15 protein-coding genes are annotated in these 17,903 nt (G+C 45.2%); 10 read left to right on the forward strand and 5 right to left on the reverse strand.

Annotation, left to right across the window (positions count from 1 at the left end):
• The first annotated feature begins 709 nt into the window (after positions 1 to 709).
• Together MSG38_RS02665 and MSG38_RS02670 are read left to right on the forward strand one after the other, a co-directional pair.
• Positions 710 to 1,249 (forward strand): hypothetical protein, encoded by a 540-nt coding sequence (locus MSG38_RS02665; protein WP_248400929.1) that lies wholly within the window; start codon positions 710 to 712, stop codon positions 1,247 to 1,249.
• Between the two features lie 31 nt (positions 1,250 to 1,280).
• Entirely contained in the window at positions 1,281 to 2,474 is a 1,194-nt protein-coding gene (locus MSG38_RS02670; protein ID WP_052879697.1) for a carbohydrate porin, read from the forward strand.
• 97 nt (positions 2,475 to 2,571) lie between these two features.
• Here the strand turns inward: MSG38_RS02670 and yejF are convergent, their stop codons facing one another.
• From yejF to MSG38_RS02690, 4 genes are read right to left on the reverse strand one after another with little or no spacing between them, the layout of a single operon-like run.
• Positions 2,572 to 4,221, reverse strand: a complete 1,650-nt coding sequence (yejF, locus tag MSG38_RS02675; RefSeq protein WP_248400930.1) for a microcin C ABC transporter ATP-binding protein YejF — start codon at positions 4,219 to 4,221, stop codon at positions 2,572 to 2,574.
• 9 nt (positions 4,222 to 4,230) lie between these two features.
• Positions 4,231 to 5,253, reverse strand: a complete 1,023-nt coding sequence (locus MSG38_RS02680; protein ID WP_048608646.1) for an ABC transporter permease — start codon at positions 5,251 to 5,253, stop codon at positions 4,231 to 4,233.
• A 31-nt stretch (positions 5,254 to 5,284) separates the two neighbouring features.
• Entirely contained in the window at positions 5,285 to 6,373 is a 1,089-nt protein-coding gene (locus MSG38_RS02685; protein ID WP_004730359.1) for a microcin C ABC transporter permease YejB, read from the reverse strand.
• Between the two features lie 12 nt (positions 6,374 to 6,385).
• Entirely contained in the window at positions 6,386 to 8,281 is a 1,896-nt protein-coding gene (locus tag MSG38_RS02690; protein ID WP_048613443.1) for an extracellular solute-binding protein, read from the reverse strand.
• Positions 8,282 to 8,703: 422 nt separating this feature from the next.
• Here MSG38_RS02690 and MSG38_RS02695 point away from each other — a divergent pair, with 422 nt between their 5' ends.
• A complete protein-coding gene (locus MSG38_RS02695) occupies positions 8,704 to 9,747 on the forward strand; it encodes an endonuclease/exonuclease/phosphatase family protein (protein ID WP_248400931.1) in 1,044 nt (347 codons plus the stop codon).
• A 115-nt stretch (positions 9,748 to 9,862) separates the two neighbouring features.
• Here MSG38_RS02695 and MSG38_RS02700 read toward each other — a convergent pair whose 3' ends face one another.
• A complete protein-coding gene (locus MSG38_RS02700) occupies positions 9,863 to 10,459 on the reverse strand; it encodes a porin family protein (RefSeq protein ID WP_248400932.1) in 597 nt (198 codons plus the stop codon).
• Positions 10,460 to 10,886: 427 nt separating this feature from the next.
• Between MSG38_RS02700 and MSG38_RS02705 the strand changes: the two genes are divergently transcribed.
• From MSG38_RS02705 to MSG38_RS02735, 7 genes are all read left to right on the forward strand, one after another.
• The gene (locus tag MSG38_RS02705; protein WP_248400933.1) at positions 10,887 to 11,201 is read left to right on the forward strand and encodes a winged helix-turn-helix domain-containing protein; all 315 of its coding nucleotides are present in this window, start codon (positions 10,887 to 10,889) and stop codon (positions 11,199 to 11,201) included.
• A 199-nt stretch (positions 11,202 to 11,400) separates the two neighbouring features.
• A complete protein-coding gene (gene rbsD, locus MSG38_RS02710) occupies positions 11,401 to 11,820 on the forward strand; it encodes a D-ribose pyranase (RefSeq protein ID WP_017060853.1) in 420 nt (139 codons plus the stop codon).
• 97 nt (positions 11,821 to 11,917) lie between these two features.
• Positions 11,918 to 13,423: a ribose ABC transporter ATP-binding protein RbsA gene (rbsA, locus tag MSG38_RS02715; protein WP_009844906.1), complete on the forward strand. Its 1,506-nt coding sequence runs from the start codon at positions 11,918 to 11,920 to the stop codon at positions 13,421 to 13,423.
• The gene (gene rbsC, locus MSG38_RS02720; RefSeq protein ID WP_017082395.1) at positions 13,420 to 14,406 is read left to right on the forward strand and encodes a ribose ABC transporter permease; all 987 of its coding nucleotides are present in this window, start codon (positions 13,420 to 13,422) and stop codon (positions 14,404 to 14,406) included. The genes rbsA and rbsC overlap by 4 nt, the downstream gene beginning before the upstream one ends.
• A gap of 127 nt (positions 14,407 to 14,533) precedes the next feature.
• Positions 14,534 to 15,412: a ribose ABC transporter substrate-binding protein RbsB gene (gene rbsB / locus MSG38_RS02725; protein ID WP_017058470.1), complete on the forward strand. Its 879-nt coding sequence runs from the start codon at positions 14,534 to 14,536 to the stop codon at positions 15,410 to 15,412.
• Positions 15,413 to 15,620: 208 nt separating this feature from the next.
• Positions 15,621 to 16,565 (forward strand): ribokinase, encoded by a 945-nt coding sequence (gene rbsK / locus MSG38_RS02730; RefSeq protein WP_019823674.1) that lies wholly within the window; start codon positions 15,621 to 15,623, stop codon positions 16,563 to 16,565.
• Between the two features lie 152 nt (positions 16,566 to 16,717).
• Positions 16,718 to 17,719 carry a substrate-binding domain-containing protein gene (locus MSG38_RS02735; RefSeq protein ID WP_048613455.1) on the forward strand — a complete coding sequence of 334 codons (1,002 nt, stop codon included), beginning with the start codon at positions 16,718 to 16,720 and terminating at the stop codon, positions 17,717 to 17,719.
• Positions 17,720 to 17,903: the final 184 nt, after the last annotated feature.

The raw sequence follows: 17,903 nt of genomic DNA on the forward strand, positions 1-17,903 counted from the left end.
CTAAACCAATCCGACACGCTCCCGAACCTTCAACCCCCTACCTCACTGATTTCCACATCCCAAACAAATATCCCGACACTTGGCAGATCATCGAGAACGTTTGCCGTTTGGTGACGTAACCTATTAGCCAGAACATAGCTCAACAAGTGCAGATTTCTAAATACTGGCTCTGGCGAATTGAACTCATTACATGAACAAGTGTGTTCGTCACACTTGGTACTTGGTACTTGGTACTTGGTACTTGGTACTTGGTACTTGGTACTTGGTAGGGAAAGATAAAAACCCCGCAACTCCTCATCAACAGTGCCACCCTATTAGATCCTTGCAGAGGCAAAGACTTTTGCATCACAGATAACTCGTCAAAATGCGTAGATCATTAGTCACCTTTCCTCTATGTCCGGTCGAGTACACACCTCCTCGTTTTAACTGGCTAACCTCTTTCGTGTCATCTCATCTCGCCTCATGAGAGCCACAAAAATCTGATTTAATTACGCTGTTTACCACCGTAACTGCACCATTCTCCATCCACCAATATTTTCTTTTGTTCTCCTTTAATGACACCGGTATTGAAACGTCTATCAAGCAGATGAAATACAATGAAAAATCATTAAATACAACAACTTAATTAAAACATAAAAACTTCAAAATTAGTTTTATCATCACCAAAATCGATAACATGACCCAGTCAATTACAACTCAGGTCAATACTATGTCTACCATTTGGGAATTAGATATGGGTTATCTAGAGTCACTTGGCAAGGAGCTACGCGGATACATTAAGGATGATGAAGTGACGGTATTACCCCAGCTTAGAACGCAATATCTTGCCGAGCTAAATGCAGTTATTGAAAAGATGGTTTCGTCTTCAGCGAAAACAGATCAAATGGAGGCATTGGTAAAGGTTTGCCAGCATATTGTGACAACGGTCAACACCTCTCGCTATCACCGACTTAGCCAGTGTATCGAGCGTATTCACTCACTCGTCAACAAGTTGCGCCACCAGCAGAACGCGGACTCTCAGCCTCTTAACGCTGATGCATTGTTCTTACTCGCGCAAAACCATGGCATTGCGATCTCAAGACACGACCTCAACGACGGTAAAGCAAGTTCGGTGTCTTTCGCTTACCAGCAAGGTTACCTATCCATTTCCGAAGCGTTTGATGCTTTGAGTGCACTGTTTAAACATCAACGCCATTCACGAGCGGCCAACATGCTGAACCGTCCTGCTTATCTATCTCAATGCGCCTAGCCAGATTACGTTCTAACAATAAGATTTAATTATGAAATATTTATCATTACCCTTTTGTTTAGCTCCACTTTTTTTATCGTCTTTAGCTAATGCAAGCCAGCCATACTCAGATACATTAACTGGTGATTGGGGAGGTGAACGCAGTAGCATTAAAGACAGCGGACTCTCGCTCGATGCTGAATACACCAACGTTTACCAATCGGCAGTTTCTGGCTCACCATCAAATTCAAATGAATTCACGCACCGTTTTGATTTATTGGCTGGGCTTGATACTGAAAATGCTGGCCTATGGAAAAACGGCACCTTTCGCACCCAGTTGATCTATCTAAACGGTGATGCGAACGACTTTGGCTTCTCCAGTTTGTCAGTACCTAATTCAGCCCATTACTCAGACAGCAGCAGCCCTTTCTTTTCATCCTTGTATTACACACACAAATTTGATGACAACACCAACCTCCTTGTTGGTAAGATCGACGCGTTTGAGCTACTACGAAATGCACCGTTTTACGGTGGAGCAACTCGTCATGGATTCATGAACATTGCTTTTTCTGCTCCACCAAGTGGCGTGACTCCCCCATCATTTATTGGCGGTATTCTGAACCACACCATCGGCGATACTCGAATCACAGCGATGATTTATGATCCAAGAGATCGATACGATGACAATTTAGGGTTCAATGATTGGTTTGATGATGGCGTGAACTTTTCATTAGGTGCTACTCACTCATTCAAACTGTTCGATAGAAGTTCTACGTTTGGTATGTCGGGTACATACAGCACTGAAGAAGGGGTGGATTACTCGTCTTTGGGTGAGACCGCAAAATATAAGTACAATATCCGAGCTCAAGCAACACACAATATCTACGAGAACAATGACGATACCATCGCAGTCTATCTAAGAGCAGCAGCGGCAGACGGTAATCCAAATATCATAGATGGAACGTTTGTTGGCGGCCTTGGAGGCAACGCTTTCTTCTTCGGCAGACCTCAAGATCAATGGGGCGCGGGCTACTATTACTACAACTTGTCTAATGCGTTACAAAACAGCATTAGCGATTTACCACTAGGAGCTGAATTAAAAGACGAGCAAGGTTTTGAGATCTACTACGCGTTCCAAGCAACGCCATGGTTAACCTTTACCGCGGATGCGCAATACGTTACACCCGCAGTCAGCACTCAAAGCAAAGTCGCGCTGTTTGGCCTAAGAACGAATATCGTTTTCTAGCGCTACGGCTTAAGCTAAGACGCTCTAAATAAAAAGAGCCTGATCATCAGTGATCAGGCTCTTTTTTGGGGTGTCACATTGAATCGAAATTCATCGCTTAAGGCGTGCCAACCTCAGATAAAGACACCAATTGTTTAGTGTATTCATGCTGCGGACTACCAAACAAAGTCTCAGTGTCGCCCTTCTCTATTACCTCACCAGCTTTCATGACGATGGTGTAATGACATAGGGATTTCACGACATTCAAATCATGGCTGATAAACAAATAGGTCAGGCCATACTTTTCTTGAAGTGACTTCAGCAAATCCAGTACTTGAGCTTGAACGGTTCTATCTAATGACGATGTCGGTTCATCTAGCAAGATAAACTCTGGCTTTAAAATCAAAGCACGAGCAATCGCAATACGCTGCCTTTGGCCGCCAGAAAACTCATTTGGATAACGGTGACGCGTTTCAGGATCAAGGTCGACCTCTTTCATTACATCGCAAATGCGTTGGTCGAGCTCGTGCTCATCCAATTGTTGATGCACTAACAAGCCTTCGCCAATCACCTGAGCGACCGACATTCTTGGATTCAATGCAGAAAACGGGTCTTGAAAGACCACTTGCATACGGCTTCTAAACGGAAGCATCTGTTTTCGGTCTAAACCTTGAAGCTGTTCACTCGAGTAGGTAATTGATCCTTCGCTATCCACCAGCTTAAGTATCGCCATACCGGTTGTTGATTTACCAGAACCACTTTCGCCAACTAAACCGATTGAGTGCCCTTTCTTCAAAGTGAACTCCATGTCGGTGACGGCTTTGACATGAGAAATGGTTCGCTTGAATAAACCGCCCGTGATCGGGAACCAAACGCGAAGTTGATTTACATCGAGTAGCGGTTTGCTGTCGGGCGATACAGGGACAGGCAAGCCTTTAGGGTCAGAGTTGATAAGCTTTTGCGTATAAGGATGAGCTGGCGCATTAAAGAGTGTTTTACAGTCATTGCTTTCAACCAAGCGACCATCTTTCATTACCGCTACTCTGTCGGCAATCTTACGAACGATGCTTAAGTCATGAGTGATAAAAAGCATCGCCATACCGAGTTCTTGTTGCAGGTCTTTTAACAAATCCAAAATCTGCGCCTGTACCGACACATCCAATGCGGTTGTCGGCTCATCAGCAATAAGTAACTCAGGTTCGTTGATCAGTGCCATTGCGATCATCACGCGTTGGCGTTCTCCACCAGATAGCTCGTGCGGGTACGCTGAGATCTTTTGCTCTGGGTAGCGAATACCCACCTTGGAAAGCCACTCTATCGCCAAGGCTTGCGCTTTATTGGTTCGCATACCACGGTGAATCGCGAGCGTTTCAACAAGCTGTTTTCCGACTCGATGAAGTGGGTTCAACGATACCATGGGCTCTTGGAAGATCATGCCAATACGGCCACCACGAATCCCGCGCAGTTGTCTTTCAGAACAACTCAGAATATCGGTGCCAGAGAAGTTAATCTTACCGTTCAAGTAATGCGACGAGCCTTTAGGCAGCAGTTTTAACACTGAATTAGCGGTAACCGATTTACCTGAACCACTCTCCCCCACCAGCGCCAATGTCTCACCTTTGTATATCTCTAACGAGACATCATGAGTCACTTGTTCTATCGAATTTTTTCGCCCGAAACCGACCGACAATTTATCGATGGTCAGAACTGGAGATGCATTAGCAGTCTCTGCTGTTGACCCTGAAGTAGGAACTGTATTTGAAGTCATAACCTATCCTTACTTCTGTTGATGTGGGTCGAAAGCATCACGTACCGCTTCACCCACGAAGACCAGTAACGTCAGCATCAGTGAAAGCACGACGAAGGCAGAAATGCCAAGCCAAGGCGCTTGTAAGTTAGCTTTACCTTGCGCCAACAACTCGCCTAACGAAGGCGAACCCGCAGGAAGACCAAAGCCTAAGAAATCTAATGAGGTTAACGTAGTGACCGAGCCTGAAAGGATAAACGGCATCATGGTTAATGAAGCAACCATCGCATTGGGTAACATGTGACGAAGCATAATGCGTTTGTCGTCAACGCCCATCGCTTGCGCGGCACGCACATAATCAAAGTTTCGGCAGCGTAAAAATTCAGCTCGAACGATGCCTACTAAACTCATCCAACTGAATAGCACCATAATTCCGAGCAGCCACCAGAAGTTCGGCTCGATAAAACTCGACAGAATAATCAACAAGAACAGGGTCGGCATGCCCGACCAAACTTCAATGAACCTCTGACCAAACAGATCCACCCAACCTCCGTAGTAACCTTGTGTCGCCCCAACAACCACACCAATCACGCTCGATACAATCGTCAGAATGAAACCAAACAGAACGGAGATACGGAACCCATAAATGATGCGAGCTAGCACATCGCGCCCTTTATCATCGGTTCCTAGCCAATTCACCGAATCAGGTTCAGAAGGCACTGCGCCCGAAATATCGAAGTTTATCGTGTCGTAGCTAAACGGAATGATTGGCCACACGATGTAACCGCTGTCTTCAATAAGTTCGATAACATAAGGGTCTTTGTAGTCGGCTTCGGTTTCAAACTCGCCGCCAAATTCGGTCTCGGCATACTCATTAATGACAGGCACAAACCACTGATTATCATAAGAAACTAAAAGTGGTTTATCGTTGGCGATGATCTCAGCGAACAGGCTCAATCCAAACAAAATGGTAAATATCCAAAGGGAGATAAAACCACGCTTGTTTGCTTTAAAACGTAACCAACGAGCTTCAGCTAAAGGGTTGTTAAACATTTATTATCAATACCTTTTTATTCATTCGCCATTAACGCGCTTCAAAATCAATTCGAGGATCAACCCAGGTATACGTCAGGTCGGAGATAATGCTCAGCACCAAGCCAAGCAAGGTCATGATATAGAGAGAGCTGAACACCACTGGGTAATCTCGCTGAATGGTCGACTCAAAGCCAAGCAGACCAATACCTTCGAGTGAAAACATCACTTCAATCAACATAGAACCCGTGAAGAAAATACTAATAAATGCACTCGGGAAACCAGCAATAATGATCAGCATAGCGTTACGGAAAACGTGCTTGTAGAGAATGCTGCTCTCGTCCAAACCTTTTGCTCGAGCGGTCACCACATATTGCTTATTGATTTCATCAAGGAAGGAGTTTTTGGTCAGCATGCTGAGTGTTGCAAAGCCACCGATGACCATGGCAAAAATAGGCAATGCTAAATGCCAGAAATAATCGCCTATTTGCTGATACCAATTGAGCTGATCGAAGTTACTCGACACGAGCCCACGCAATGGGAACCAACTGAAGTAGTTACCGCTCGCGAACAAAATAATCAGGATAATCGCAAACAAGAAGCCCGGAACGGCATAGCCGACAATTACCACCGCACTCGACCAAATATCAAAGCGAGAGCCGTGATGTATCGCCTTCATAATGCCTAAGGGTATCGAAATCACATAGATGATTAAGGTACTCCACAACCCTAAGGAGATGGAGACAGGTAAACGCTCGATGATTAAATCAATCACGTTACCGCCCTTAAACAGGCTTTCACCAAAGTTAAAGGTCGCGTAATTTTTCAACATATCGAAGTAGCGAACGTGAATCGGTTTATCAAAACCAAACTGCTTTTTGATCTCTTCAACCACTTCGGGATCAAGCCCGCGTGAGCCTTTATAACCACTCGCAGACGCTTGGTCACTTTCGCTTAAATCAACTTCTTGTCCACCACCAGAAAAGCGCTCCATGATGCCAGAGTTATGCCCTTCTAATTGAGCAACGGCTTGCTCTACCGGACCTCCAGGGGCAATCTGGATGATGAAAAAGTTGATGGTGATGATCGCCCACAGCGTGGGGATCACCAACAATAAACGTCGAAATATATACGCGGCCATGCTAACTAACTCCTAGCGACGTTTTTCAGGAAGCAATGCCGCCTTCTCTTCTGAAATCCACCATGTATCGATACCTAAATCGTATTTAGGCAATACATCTGGACGCTCAAACTTGTCCCACATTGCTACACGATATTCACCAACGTGCCATTGCGGGATGTTGTAGAAATTCCACTGCAATACACGGTCAAGTGAACGACCTAGTGTAAGAAGCTTTTCAGGATGCTGTTGGTTACGCGCAATTTCTTCTGTTAACGCGTCAACCACTGGATCGATAACACCTGCAGTATTGTAAGTAGAATCAATGTAGTTAGAGTTCCAAACGATCATTAAGTTCGGGCTAGGATAAGGGTTTGCGGAAAATGACGACGAAACCATGTCGAAATCACGATCACGCAAGCGCTTGATGTACTGGGTCGTATCGATGGTACGGATCTTCATCTCAATACCCATGCGCTTAAGGTTCTTTTGAACCGGCGTTGCGATACGTTCCGTGGTTGGGCTGTAAATCAGCAACTCAAATGACATCGGCTTGCCAGTCTTTTCGTTGGTCATCACTTTGTCTTTCAGCACCCAACCCGCCTCTTTCAACAATTTGAAAGCGGTACGCATTTGGCTACGAATACGGCCGCTGCCATCGGTGACGGGTGGTTGGAATTCTTCGGTAAAAACTCGTGGTGGAATTTGATCTTTGTATTGAGACAGCAGCTCAACTTCAGCTTCGCTTGGTAAACCTTTCGCTTCATAGTCAGTATTTTGGAAGTAGCTACGAGTACGCTTGTACTGACCATAGAACATGTTTTTGTTCATCCACTCAAAGTCCATCGCATAGGTTAACGCTTCACGAACTTTAGGATCAGAGAACACTGGAGATTGAATATTGAAGACAAAACCTTGAGTCGTTTCAGGTTTCTCGTGGTTAATCTCTTCTTTAATGATGTAGCCTTTATCGAAGTTCGCGCCCGTATAAGAGTTGGCCCAGAACTTAGCCGAGTTCTCGGTTCGAAGATCGAACTCCCCTGCTTTGAAGGCTTCCAACATTACCGTGTCGTCACGGTAGTAATCGTATTGCACCTGCTTGAAGTTATTACGGCCAACGTTAACGGGTAGGTCTGCTGCCCAGTAGTTTTCATCGAGACCGTATGTAACGCTTTGGCCTGATTTGTAGCTAATGATCTTATAGGGACCACTGCCTACTGGTGGCTCGCTTAGCGGCTCAGACAGCTTTCTGTCTTTCCAGAAATGTTTCGGCAATACACGAGTGCTTTGTGCAAAGCTAAACAGTTTTTCGCGGTTTGGACTGTTCATTTCAATACGAACAACCAAATCAGAGACCGCTTTTACTGACTTAATCTCTTTGTAATACACACGATACTGAGGCACGCCCTCTGTTGAAAACTTGTCAAAGGTAAAGGCAACATCATGCGCGGTGATAGGCTCGCCATCTTGGAATTTAGCATTTGGGTTGATGTCGATTTCCATCCAAGTGAAATCACTGGCGTAGCGAACCTTTGAAGCAATCAATGGATAGTACGCATCAATCTCGTCGCTCGGAGAAAACATCAAGGTATCGTAAATCTCTCCGGTGTAACTTGCAGCAACGCCGCGAGAACCGAATCGATTAAAGCTATCGTACGTACCTATGCTGCCATAGGTCACTTTGCCCTGCTTTGGCGCATCAGGATTAACGTAATCGAAGTGAGTAAAATCGGCTGGATATTTTGCTTCACCAAAACCAACCAGTTGTGTGGTTTCAATAACGGTGACAGCAGGAGTTGATTGGGTTTCAGAAGCGTAAGTAACGGAGGGTTGTAAAGCAATAAGCGGCAACATGATTGCACATGACTTCAATTTAAACCTGAAAAACTGAGTGCGTTGCGAGGCTTTGCGTCGAAAAACTGTTCCCATTTGACTCTCCCTTCAAATGTCATGAATTCTATATTCAAGTTGATTTATCGGCTTTGAATGCATGCCGTTAAATCAAGTATAGGTTCAAATCTAACATCATGTAATAACTAATAAAACCATCAGCACTCTATCTCTGACGGTTTATTTACAAATTACTCGTCACCGCTCGAAGTTATTGGATACAGTTAGCTTTGATTCCTTTGGTTCCTTTGATTCCTTTGAATAAGTTGATTAGCTTGGTGGCGTTGGAAAGCACGGGGGAAGGCAGATGTACTATGGTTGCGCTAGCCTGAATGACACAAGCCTCCACGACTTAGATTTCCTTTGATTCGCTTCTAAAGTGAAATTTAGGCTCTAAATAATCAACAAACTATACTTTTACTGGAGTATCCTTGCTGCCTAGGTCTAAATGGAATGACACTTTGAACAAACCAAACCAAATAACATTCGCAACGTTCAACCTTCTGAACTATCTCGAGCCACCGAATGCTTATTATGATTTTGAGAACATCTACAGCTTCGAAGAATGGCAGAAGAAGCAACATTGGATGGCTGAAGCGATTCGCTCATTAGATTGCGATGTGATTGGCTTCCAAGAGATATTTAGCCCGCAGTCTTTAGAACAATTGATGCGCGAGCTAGGCTATCCATACTTTGCGGTAGTCGATAGCGCACACGTTGAAGATGATTACCTCTACACCTCACCTGTCGTTGGGATCGCTTCCCGTTACCCGATTGAAAACGTACAGCCTGTTACGCCAGATTCGACGTTACTGAAAGCATTCAACCTTGGCGACAAATTCTCATTCAACAGAACGCCTGTTCACGCGACGATTACGTTACCCCATTTAGGTTCGACCGACTGTTATGTGGTGCACTTCAAATCACAACGTCCGACAGAACCAAAGGTAGAATCTGTCGATGCGGACAACGCTCTGCAAGGCGAAAAACCAAAAAGTGACACGCTCACTCGCTTTCACCAAGAACAGCTTGGCTCTTGGCTATCCAGTGTCCAACGCGGTCTAGAAGCTCAAATGTTGCATCAATACATCACCCATCAACGCTACCAAACCGAGCAACCTGTTGTGTTGATGGGTGACTTTAATAAGCCACTGTTTAACGATGAGTTTAAAGGGCTGTTGAGTTACTCAATCAACCGAGACGAAAACAGCAAGCATTGGCTGTCCCACTTTCGCTTGAAAGACAGCTGGGATCTTTACCATCAGTTACATGAAGAAGACTTGCTTGAACAGCGTAAACCAACCCATTACTACGGCGCTTCTGGGTCTGTACTGGACTACATTTTGATGTCGAATGAGTTCGATTGTCAGAACTCGTCTAGCTTAATGGAGATCTCTAACTACACAGTGTTAGACCATCACCTTATTAATCCTAGTTTTGAACACGACCAATTCAGTACCGACCATGCCATCGTGTCTGTTACAGCTCATATTCGTGAAGCCTAGAGTTAAACATAAAAAAGCCGCAGTCAAAAACTGCGGCCTTCCACTTTAGCCAAACGGGTTGAGCCAACCGACGCCCCATTTAGAAACCGATTTACCGTTTAGCAAAGTGTGAAACTTAGAATGTGTACATTGCGCCTAAGTAGAATGAATCGATCACGAGATCTTTATCATTTTCAAAAACTGAATCGCTCTCAATCACAAATGCATCCGCTTCATAGCCTAACCTAAAGCTGACGTTTTTAGCCTGTTTAGGTGTGTACTCCACTCCGAAACCATAGCGAATACCCTCACCACTATCGTCATCAAGCACCGGCAGCGACTGGTCTAAATCAATCGTCGACAAACCGATGATGCCAAAAGGGCGAATTCCATTGTCAAACGTGTAACCTAGATTAGCACTGATCGAAAATGCAGTTGGAGACCAAGTGTAAGTAGATTGGTTTAATGCATTTTTTGCAACAACGTCGCCATAATTCGTATATTGCGCCTCTAGCGAGACGATGCGATTAAATTGGTATCCAGCAATTATCTTATATGTCTCGTCTTCAGCATCAACAGTAATTGGTGCTTGAGTGTTTTTATAGAGCCCACCATCATCAACACCAGATGTACCGATTGCGCCGCCTAGGTAGAAACCACTGTCTGCTGCCATTACATTGTTTGCTGCAAATGCTGACATCATCGCGATGCTTAGAATAAATTTGTTGTTCATTACTGCTTAACCTTACTTAATGCAAATCAAGATTGTTCCGCCTTCCTGTGCTGCACAATCTTGTTAGAGTTATCCGACACCCCGTCGAATTGGCAAGCAGGTTAATCTCACAGAAAACAAAAAAATAAATAAAAATATAATCACTTTGTAACTTCAACCAACACAACCAGTAAAAACCAAATAACTCACTGAATAAGCTAGAAATAAAACCCTGTCATTTATTCAGAATAACCTTCCTTCCATTTTTCAAACCATCCCATTTTTAGATTTTATTCTCATGAGCTTACGCAGGCTTACTTTCAAGCGTGGTGTGATTTTGCATAATCCGCCCACTTCGACCATTAGCGCACTTAAATATTTACCCGCTCCAACAGCAGGCCGGTTTGCTCAATCTCCACAATTCAAAATAAGACGAACAGAAAACACGATGAACCACATAATAGACTTCAACGGCTTAATCATTGATATCGACGCTCGAACGATTACCAATCAGCAAGGAAACAAAATCATTTTGCGCCCACACCTATTATCAGTGCTCTGCTTATTATTGGAAAATGTGGGAAGACCGATTTCAAGAGAGCATATTGTTGATGTGTGTTGGGACGGGCAACTCTCGTCACCACATGTTCTTGCTAACGTCGTCTTTAACCTACGCAATGTCTTCGCGCGATTAAGAGCATCCAACGTCCAGATCATTACCATCAGTAAGTTTGGATATGCGCTATCGATTGAACCCACATAAAGGATTTATGCAATCAATGGCGGTGACTAAGATCACCAAAAAACGCCCCATCGAAACGTTTCGATGATCATTATCACACTCTAAAACAATCAAACGTGCAAATGATAAATCAGACACTATTATCACTATCGAAACGTTTCGATGGCTTTTCTTGAGTTGTCCTCAACCCATCAAGCGTTATTTTTCGATAGGTCGTGATATGAAAAAAAGTACTCTAATAAACTCTGAACTCTCTTACCTAGTGGCGACTCTTGGCCACACAGATGAAATCACGATTTGTGACGCGGGTTTACCAATTCCAGACCACGTAACTCGTATTGATCTTGCTTTAACTCACGGTGTCCCAAGCTTTCAGCAAACGGTAAAAACCATGCTGGATGAATCTCAAATCGAAGGTGTTGTGATTGCAGAAGAGTTTGCGAAAGTAAGCCCAGAACACCACGCAGCACTGATTGATTTAATCAAGACAGAAGAAGCGCGTTGCGGCAAATCGCTTTCGATTACTTACATCACTCATGAAGAATTCAAACAGCGAACGCATGAAAGCCGTGCAGTGATTCGCACTGGTGAATGCACACCATACGCAAATGTTATTTTCCAAGCTGGCGTAACCTTTTAGCTCAAGCTCAGCGTTTGAACCTAAGCGCAACGACAGCTCAGTGTCATCACTGAACCAAAACAATCAAATACAACTGGCCCCGAGTAAAGGAACCGACATGACTCAAGCCATTTTAGAACTTAGCTCAATTGAGAAAGCCTTCCCTGGTGTTAAAGCACTGGATAAGGCAAGCCTCAACGTTTATCCAGGACGCGTAATGGCGTTAATGGGTGAAAACGGTGCGGGTAAATCAACGCTTATGAAAGTGCTTACGGGTATCTACCACTTGGACGGCGGCACTATCGCCTACCAAGGAAAGCCTGCCGCATTTAAAGGACCTCGTGATTCACAACAAGCCGGCATTAGTATCATTCACCAAGAACTGAATCTAATTCCTGAGTTGACCATTGCCGAGAACATCTTCTTAGGTCGTGAAATCACGGGCACCATGGGTCGCATCTTGTGGAACGAGATGTACCAAGAAGCAGACAAGCTACTTAAACGCCTTAATGTGAAACACAGCTCGAAAACACCTCTAGGTCAGTTGAGCCTTGGTGAGCAGCAAATGGTAGAGATCGCGAAAGCACTATCGTTTGAATCTAAAGTCATCATCATGGATGAACCAACCGATGCGTTAACCGATACCGAAACTGAATCTCTGTTTAAGGTGATTAACGAACTGCGTGATGAAGGCTGTGGCATTGTTTACATCTCTCACCGTTTGAAAGAGATCTTCGAGATTTGTGATGACATCACCGTGCTTCGTGACGGTAAGTTCATTGGTCAGTGTGAAGTAAAAGACACCGACGAAGATGGCCTAATCGAAATGATGGTTGGCCGTAAGCTAGACGAGCAATATCCGCGTATCGGCCAAAGCCACGGTGAAACATGTCTTGAAGTGATTGGCCTGACGGGTTCTGGTGTTCACGACGTGAGCTTTACGCTAAAACGCGGTGAAATCCTGGGTGTATCTGGCCTAATGGGCGCGGGTCGTACCGAACTGATGAAAGTGATTTACGGTGCCCTTCCAAGTGAACGCGGCGTCATCAACCTAGAAAACAAAACCATCAACCCTGTAAGCCCGAAAGACGGCTTGGCCAATGGCATTGCTTACATCTCTGAAGACCGTAAAGGCGATGGCTTAGTTCTAGGGCTTTCTGTTAAAGAAAACATGTCGTTATGTTCGCTTGACCTACTAACAAAGAGCGGTCAAATCCAACATAAAGACGAAGTGATTGCGGTTGATGACTTCATCAAGTTATTCAACATCAAAACCCCGACTCGCGAACAGATTATTGGCAACCTTTCTGGTGGTAACCAACAGAAAGTGGCTATCGCTAAGGGCTTGATGACCAAACCAAAAGTACTAATTCTCGACGAGCCAACGCGCGGGGTCGATGTCGGTGCTAAGAAAGAGATTTACCAACTCATTAATAAATTTAAAGCCGACGGCATGAGCATCATCTTAGTCTCATCTGAAATGCCAGAAGTATTAGGAATGAGTGACCGCATCATGGTGATGCATGAAGGCCGTGTAAGCGGTGAATTTGATGCTAAAGAAGCAAACCAAGAATTATTACTGGCGTGTGCGGTCGGTAAAAAGATCAACGAGGACGCAGCATGAGTACTAAAACCATGAGCAAAACAACTGAAGCTCCAAAGAAAAAACCGTTAATCAGCAAAGAGTGGCTGATTGATCAAAAGTCATTGATTGCTTTGATCTTCCTGATTGTTGTCGTTTCTTTCTTAAACCCGAACTTCTTTACTGTCGACAACATCCTGAACATTCTGCGCCAAACCTCGGTTAACGCAATTATCGCTGTAGGTATGACGCTGGTTATCTTAACCGCGGGTATCGACTTGAGTGTTGGCTCTGTACTGGCACTTTGTGGTGCATTCGCAGCCAGCATGATTGGCATGGAAATTCCAGTGATGATCGCCGTGCCAACCGCTCTTGTAGCAGGTGCAGCATTAGGTGCAATCAGTGGCGTGATTATCGCCAAGGGTAAGGTTCAAGCCTTCATCGCAACGCTTGTGACTATGACTCTATTGCGCGGCGTGACCATGGTTTACACCGACGGTCGTCCTATCTCGACTGGCTTTACAGACACAGCAGACGCATTCGCTTGGTTCGGTACAGGCTACGCAATGGGCATCCCAGTTCCAGTATGGATCATGGTCGTGGTATTCGCAGCGGTATGGTACCTACTTAACCACACACGCTTTGGTCGCTACGTTTACGCTCTGGGTGGCAACGAATCAGCAACTCGCCTATCAGGCATCGACGTAGACAAAGTAAAAATCGGCGTTTACGCAATCTGTGGTCTGTTAGCAGCGGTTGCAGGCATCATCGTGGCATCTCGTTTGTCATCTGCTCAACCTACCGCAGGTATGGGTTATGAGCTCGACGCTATCGCCGCAGTAGTTCTGGGTGGCACAAGCTTGGCCGGCGGTCGTGGTCGCATCATGGGCACATTGATTGGTGCTCTGATTATCGGCTTCCTAAACAACGCCCTAAACCTGTTAGACGTATCTTCTTACTACCAGATGATTGCAAAAGCAGTGGTTATTCTTCTGGCGGTATTGGTCGACAACAAAAACAAATAAAACCTATTCACACTCTAGGTTAATACAAGTAACACCCTGTTTTACCTTAAAATATTAGAATCTATAAATAATGTAACTACGAGCTAGGACTCACCTCCTAGCTCACCCTACACAAAGGACTTACACCATGAAAAAATTAGCGACTCTTATTTCTGCTGCTCTTCTTTCTACAACGGTATCTGTGTCTGCACAGGCGCAAGATACAATGGCAATCGTTCTGTCTACATTGAACAACCCATTCTTCGTAACCATGAAAGATGGCGCAGAAGCGAAAGCGGAAGAGCTAGGCTACAAGCTTATCGTTCTTGATTCTCAAAACGACCCAAGCAAAGAGCTTTCGAACATTGAAGATCTAACCATTCGTGGTGTTAAAGCAATCCTGATTAACCCAACGGATTCAGACGCTGTGTCTAACGCGATTCGTATTGCTAACCGCTCAGACATCCCTGTACTAACGCTAGACCGTGGTGCAAGCCGTGGTGACGTAGTGAGCCACATCGCTTCTGATAACGTAATCGGCGGCGAAATGGCAGGCCACTTCATCATGGAAAAAGTGGGCGAAAAAGCGAAAGTAATCCAACTTGAAGGTATCGCTGGTACTTCTGCTGCTCGTGAACGTGGTGAAGGCTTCATGAACGCAGTAAACGGCAGCGACCTTGAGCTTCTAGCAAGCCAACCTGCTGACTTCGACCGTACTAAAGGTCTGAACGTAATGGAAAACTTGCTTGCTGCTAACCCAGACGTACAAGCAGTATTCGCTCAGAATGATGAAATGGCTCTAGGTGCACTTCGCGCAGTTCAAGCTTCAGGTAAAGAAGTAATGATCGTTGGCTTTGATGGCACAGAAGACGGCATCGCAGCAGTTAACCGCGGCCTACTTGGCGCAACGGTTGCACAACAGCCTGACCTAATCGGTTCTCTAGGTATCGAAATGGCAGACAAAGTACTGAAAGGCGAAACAGTAGACGAGTACGTACCAGTACCTCTAAAAATCATCGCTAAGTAATCGTTACTAAGTAACGCGATATAAAGCAGGGGTCCCCTATCCCCTGCTTTGCTTAGCTTAGCTTAGCTCATTAGCTCACTGACTTAACATAAAAGCAAAACCCGACAGTGCATCGCTGTTTCTCATTCCGCTCCTAAAGGAGAGCGCACTCAACACCATGAGAAAGACCCATGCATTTTCAAATACGATATATCATAAGGCTCGTATCATGACTCAACTGATTGTTTTAGGTAGCGTTAACGCTGACCACGTACTGCAAGTTCCTTCGTTCCCTCGTCCGGGTGAAACCTTGATTGGCGGTAACTATCAGGTCATTCCTGGCGGCAAAGGCGCAAACCAAGCCGTAGCGGCAGCAAGATTAAACGCAGACATTGGCTTCATCGCCTGTGTTGGTGACGACCCATTTGGCATCAACATTCGTCAAGATTTTGCTAAAGATGGTATCAACATCGACGGTGTGATCGTTGCGGACAACACGCCGACTGGCATTGCGATGATCCAAGTATCAGCAACCGGCGAAAACAGCATTTGTCTTTCTGCGGAAGCGAACGACAAGCTGACTTGCGATCAAATCGAGCCGCACCTAGAAAAGATTCGCGGCGCTAAATACCTGCTGACTCAGCTTGAAACGCCAATTGAAGGCATTGAATACGCAGCAAAAGTAGCAAAAGAGAGTGGCACGCAAGTCATTCTAAACCCGGCTCCTGCTCGTCCATTATCGGATTCACTGCTTGCTTGTGTTGACGTGATTACACCGAACGAAACTGAAGCAGAAGTGCTGACAGGCATTACCGTGACGGACAACGCGTCTGCTCATCAGGCTGCGTTGGCTCTGCATGCTAAAGGCATCGAAACGGTAATGATCACGCTAGGCGCGAAAGGCGTGTGGGTGAGTCATCGCGGTCAAGGCAATGAAGCCAGCGAAGGTAAATTAATCGCAGGTTTCCGTGTTGAAGCAACAGATACAACTGCCGCAGGTGACACCTTTAACGGCGCGCTAGTGACAGGCTTGCTTGAAGATATGCCACTAGAGCGTGCGATTAAATTTGCCCACGCTGCTGCTGCTATCTCTGTAACACGCTTTGGTGCTCAAACCTCGATTCCAAGCCGTGCTGAAACTGATGCGTTTTTAGCAGAGCAACTGTCTGCTTAGCTTGATACCTATTTGAAGGCTTAACTCCTGAGCTAAATCGTGGTTAACGGATGTTAGCCTTCAAATTCGGTAACAACAAATAACAAGAATAAGCCCCTGTTTTCAGGCAGAATATCGCCCAACGTGGAAGGTTATTCCCACAAGGATTTTTTATGGCAACAATGAAAGACATCGCACGGCTCGCAAAGGTTTCGACTTCTACCGTGAGCCACGTGATCAACAAATCACGCTTTGTCAGTGAAGAGATTGCTGAGCGTGTTAACAGTGCGGCTAAAGAACTCAACTATGCGCCTTCTGCATTGGCTCGCAGTTTGAAAATGAAGCAAACCAAAACCTTGGGAATGCTAGTGACCACATCCACCAACCCCTTCTTTGGTGAAGTGGTAAAGGGTGTGGAACGTCGTTGCTACGAAAAAGGCTACAACCTTATCTTGTGTAACACCGAAGGCGATAGCGAACGCATGAAATCCTCTATCGATACCTTGCTGCAAAAGCGTGTCGATGGCCTGATGCTAATGTGTTCTACCCTTGAAGGTGAACATATCGATGTATTCGAGCGCTACCCAGAACTGCCTGTTGTAGTAATGGATTGGGGCCCAATGTTGTTTGCGAGCGATAAGATCCAAGACAACTCGCACCAAGGTGGCTACATGGCAACTAAGCACCTGATTGATAACGGTCATTCTCAAATTGGTTGTATCACAGGGCCACTGCACCGCAATCAAGCTTCGTCTCGTTATCAAGGCTTCAAGCAAGCAATGGAAGAAGCCAATTTAGAGATCAACCCTAAGTGGATTGTTGAATCCAACTTTGAATGTGACGGTGGTTTTGACTCTTATCAGACATTGAAAACTCGTGGCGAAATGCCGTCTGCCTTGTTCGTCAGTAACGATATGATGGCGATGGGCGTGATTCACGCTGCGGCGCAAGATGGCACATCGATTCCGAATGATCTGTCTATCATTGGCTACGATGACATCCACCTGTCGAAGTACATGACACCCGCGTTAAGCACTGTCCACCAGCCAAAACATCGTTTAGGTAAAGCCGCAGTGGATACGCTTTTGAGCAGATTACAAACTCCAGATGCTTATCCGCAAGTCGTTGAACTTGAACCTACTCTTGTTGAACGAAGCAGCGTAAAAGCGCTTTAATACTCGCCACACTCATCACACCGTTGAAAGCTAGCTTATTGAGCTAGCTTTTTTGTCTTTGAAACATAATAACGCCGCTTAATCGCCCCTAAAATGCCGTTAATATGCGAAACTTACACGCTAAAGTATGTATTTACGCACTCAGCAACTATTTGCGCACTTAACGACTGATTATCATCTACAC

The sequence above is a fragment of the Vibrio sp. 1CM24A genome (assembly GCF_023161725.1).
Lineage (GTDB): Bacteria > Pseudomonadota > Gammaproteobacteria > Enterobacterales > Vibrionaceae > Vibrio > Vibrio coralliirubri.

Bases quoted from the DNA above. Each gene is read 5' to 3' on its own strand.
- MSG38_RS02665 (WP_248400929.1), top strand. From the start codon at position 710: ATGTCTACCATTTGGGAATTAGATATGGGTTATCTAGAGTCACTTGGC.
- MSG38_RS02670 (WP_052879697.1), top strand. From the start codon at position 1,281: ATGAAATATTTATCATTACCCTTTTGTTTAGCTCCACTTTTTTTATCG.
- yejF (WP_248400930.1), bottom strand. From the start codon at position 4,221: ATGACTTCAAATACAGTTCCTACTTCAGGGTCAACAGCAGAGACTGCT.
- MSG38_RS02680 (WP_048608646.1), bottom strand. From the start codon at position 5,253: ATGTTTAACAACCCTTTAGCTGAAGCTCGTTGGTTACGTTTTAAAGCA.
- MSG38_RS02685 (WP_004730359.1), bottom strand. From the start codon at position 6,373: ATGGCCGCGTATATATTTCGACGTTTATTGTTGGTGATCCCCACGCTG.
- MSG38_RS02690 (WP_048613443.1), bottom strand. From the start codon at position 8,281: ATGGGAACAGTTTTTCGACGCAAAGCCTCGCAACGCACTCAGTTTTTC.
- MSG38_RS02700 (WP_248400932.1), bottom strand. From the start codon at position 10,459: ATGAACAACAAATTTATTCTAAGCATCGCGATGATGTCAGCATTTGCA.
- MSG38_RS02705 (WP_248400933.1), top strand. From the start codon at position 10,887: ATGAACCACATAATAGACTTCAACGGCTTAATCATTGATATCGACGCT.
- rbsD (WP_017060853.1), top strand. From the start codon at position 11,401: ATGAAAAAAAGTACTCTAATAAACTCTGAACTCTCTTACCTAGTGGCG.
- rbsA (WP_009844906.1), top strand. From the start codon at position 11,918: ATGACTCAAGCCATTTTAGAACTTAGCTCAATTGAGAAAGCCTTCCCT.
- rbsC (WP_017082395.1), top strand. From the start codon at position 13,420: ATGAGTACTAAAACCATGAGCAAAACAACTGAAGCTCCAAAGAAAAAA.
- rbsB (WP_017058470.1), top strand. From the start codon at position 14,534: ATGAAAAAATTAGCGACTCTTATTTCTGCTGCTCTTCTTTCTACAACG.
- rbsK (WP_019823674.1), top strand. From the start codon at position 15,621: ATGACTCAACTGATTGTTTTAGGTAGCGTTAACGCTGACCACGTACTG.
- MSG38_RS02735 (WP_048613455.1), top strand. From the start codon at position 16,718: ATGGCAACAATGAAAGACATCGCACGGCTCGCAAAGGTTTCGACTTCT.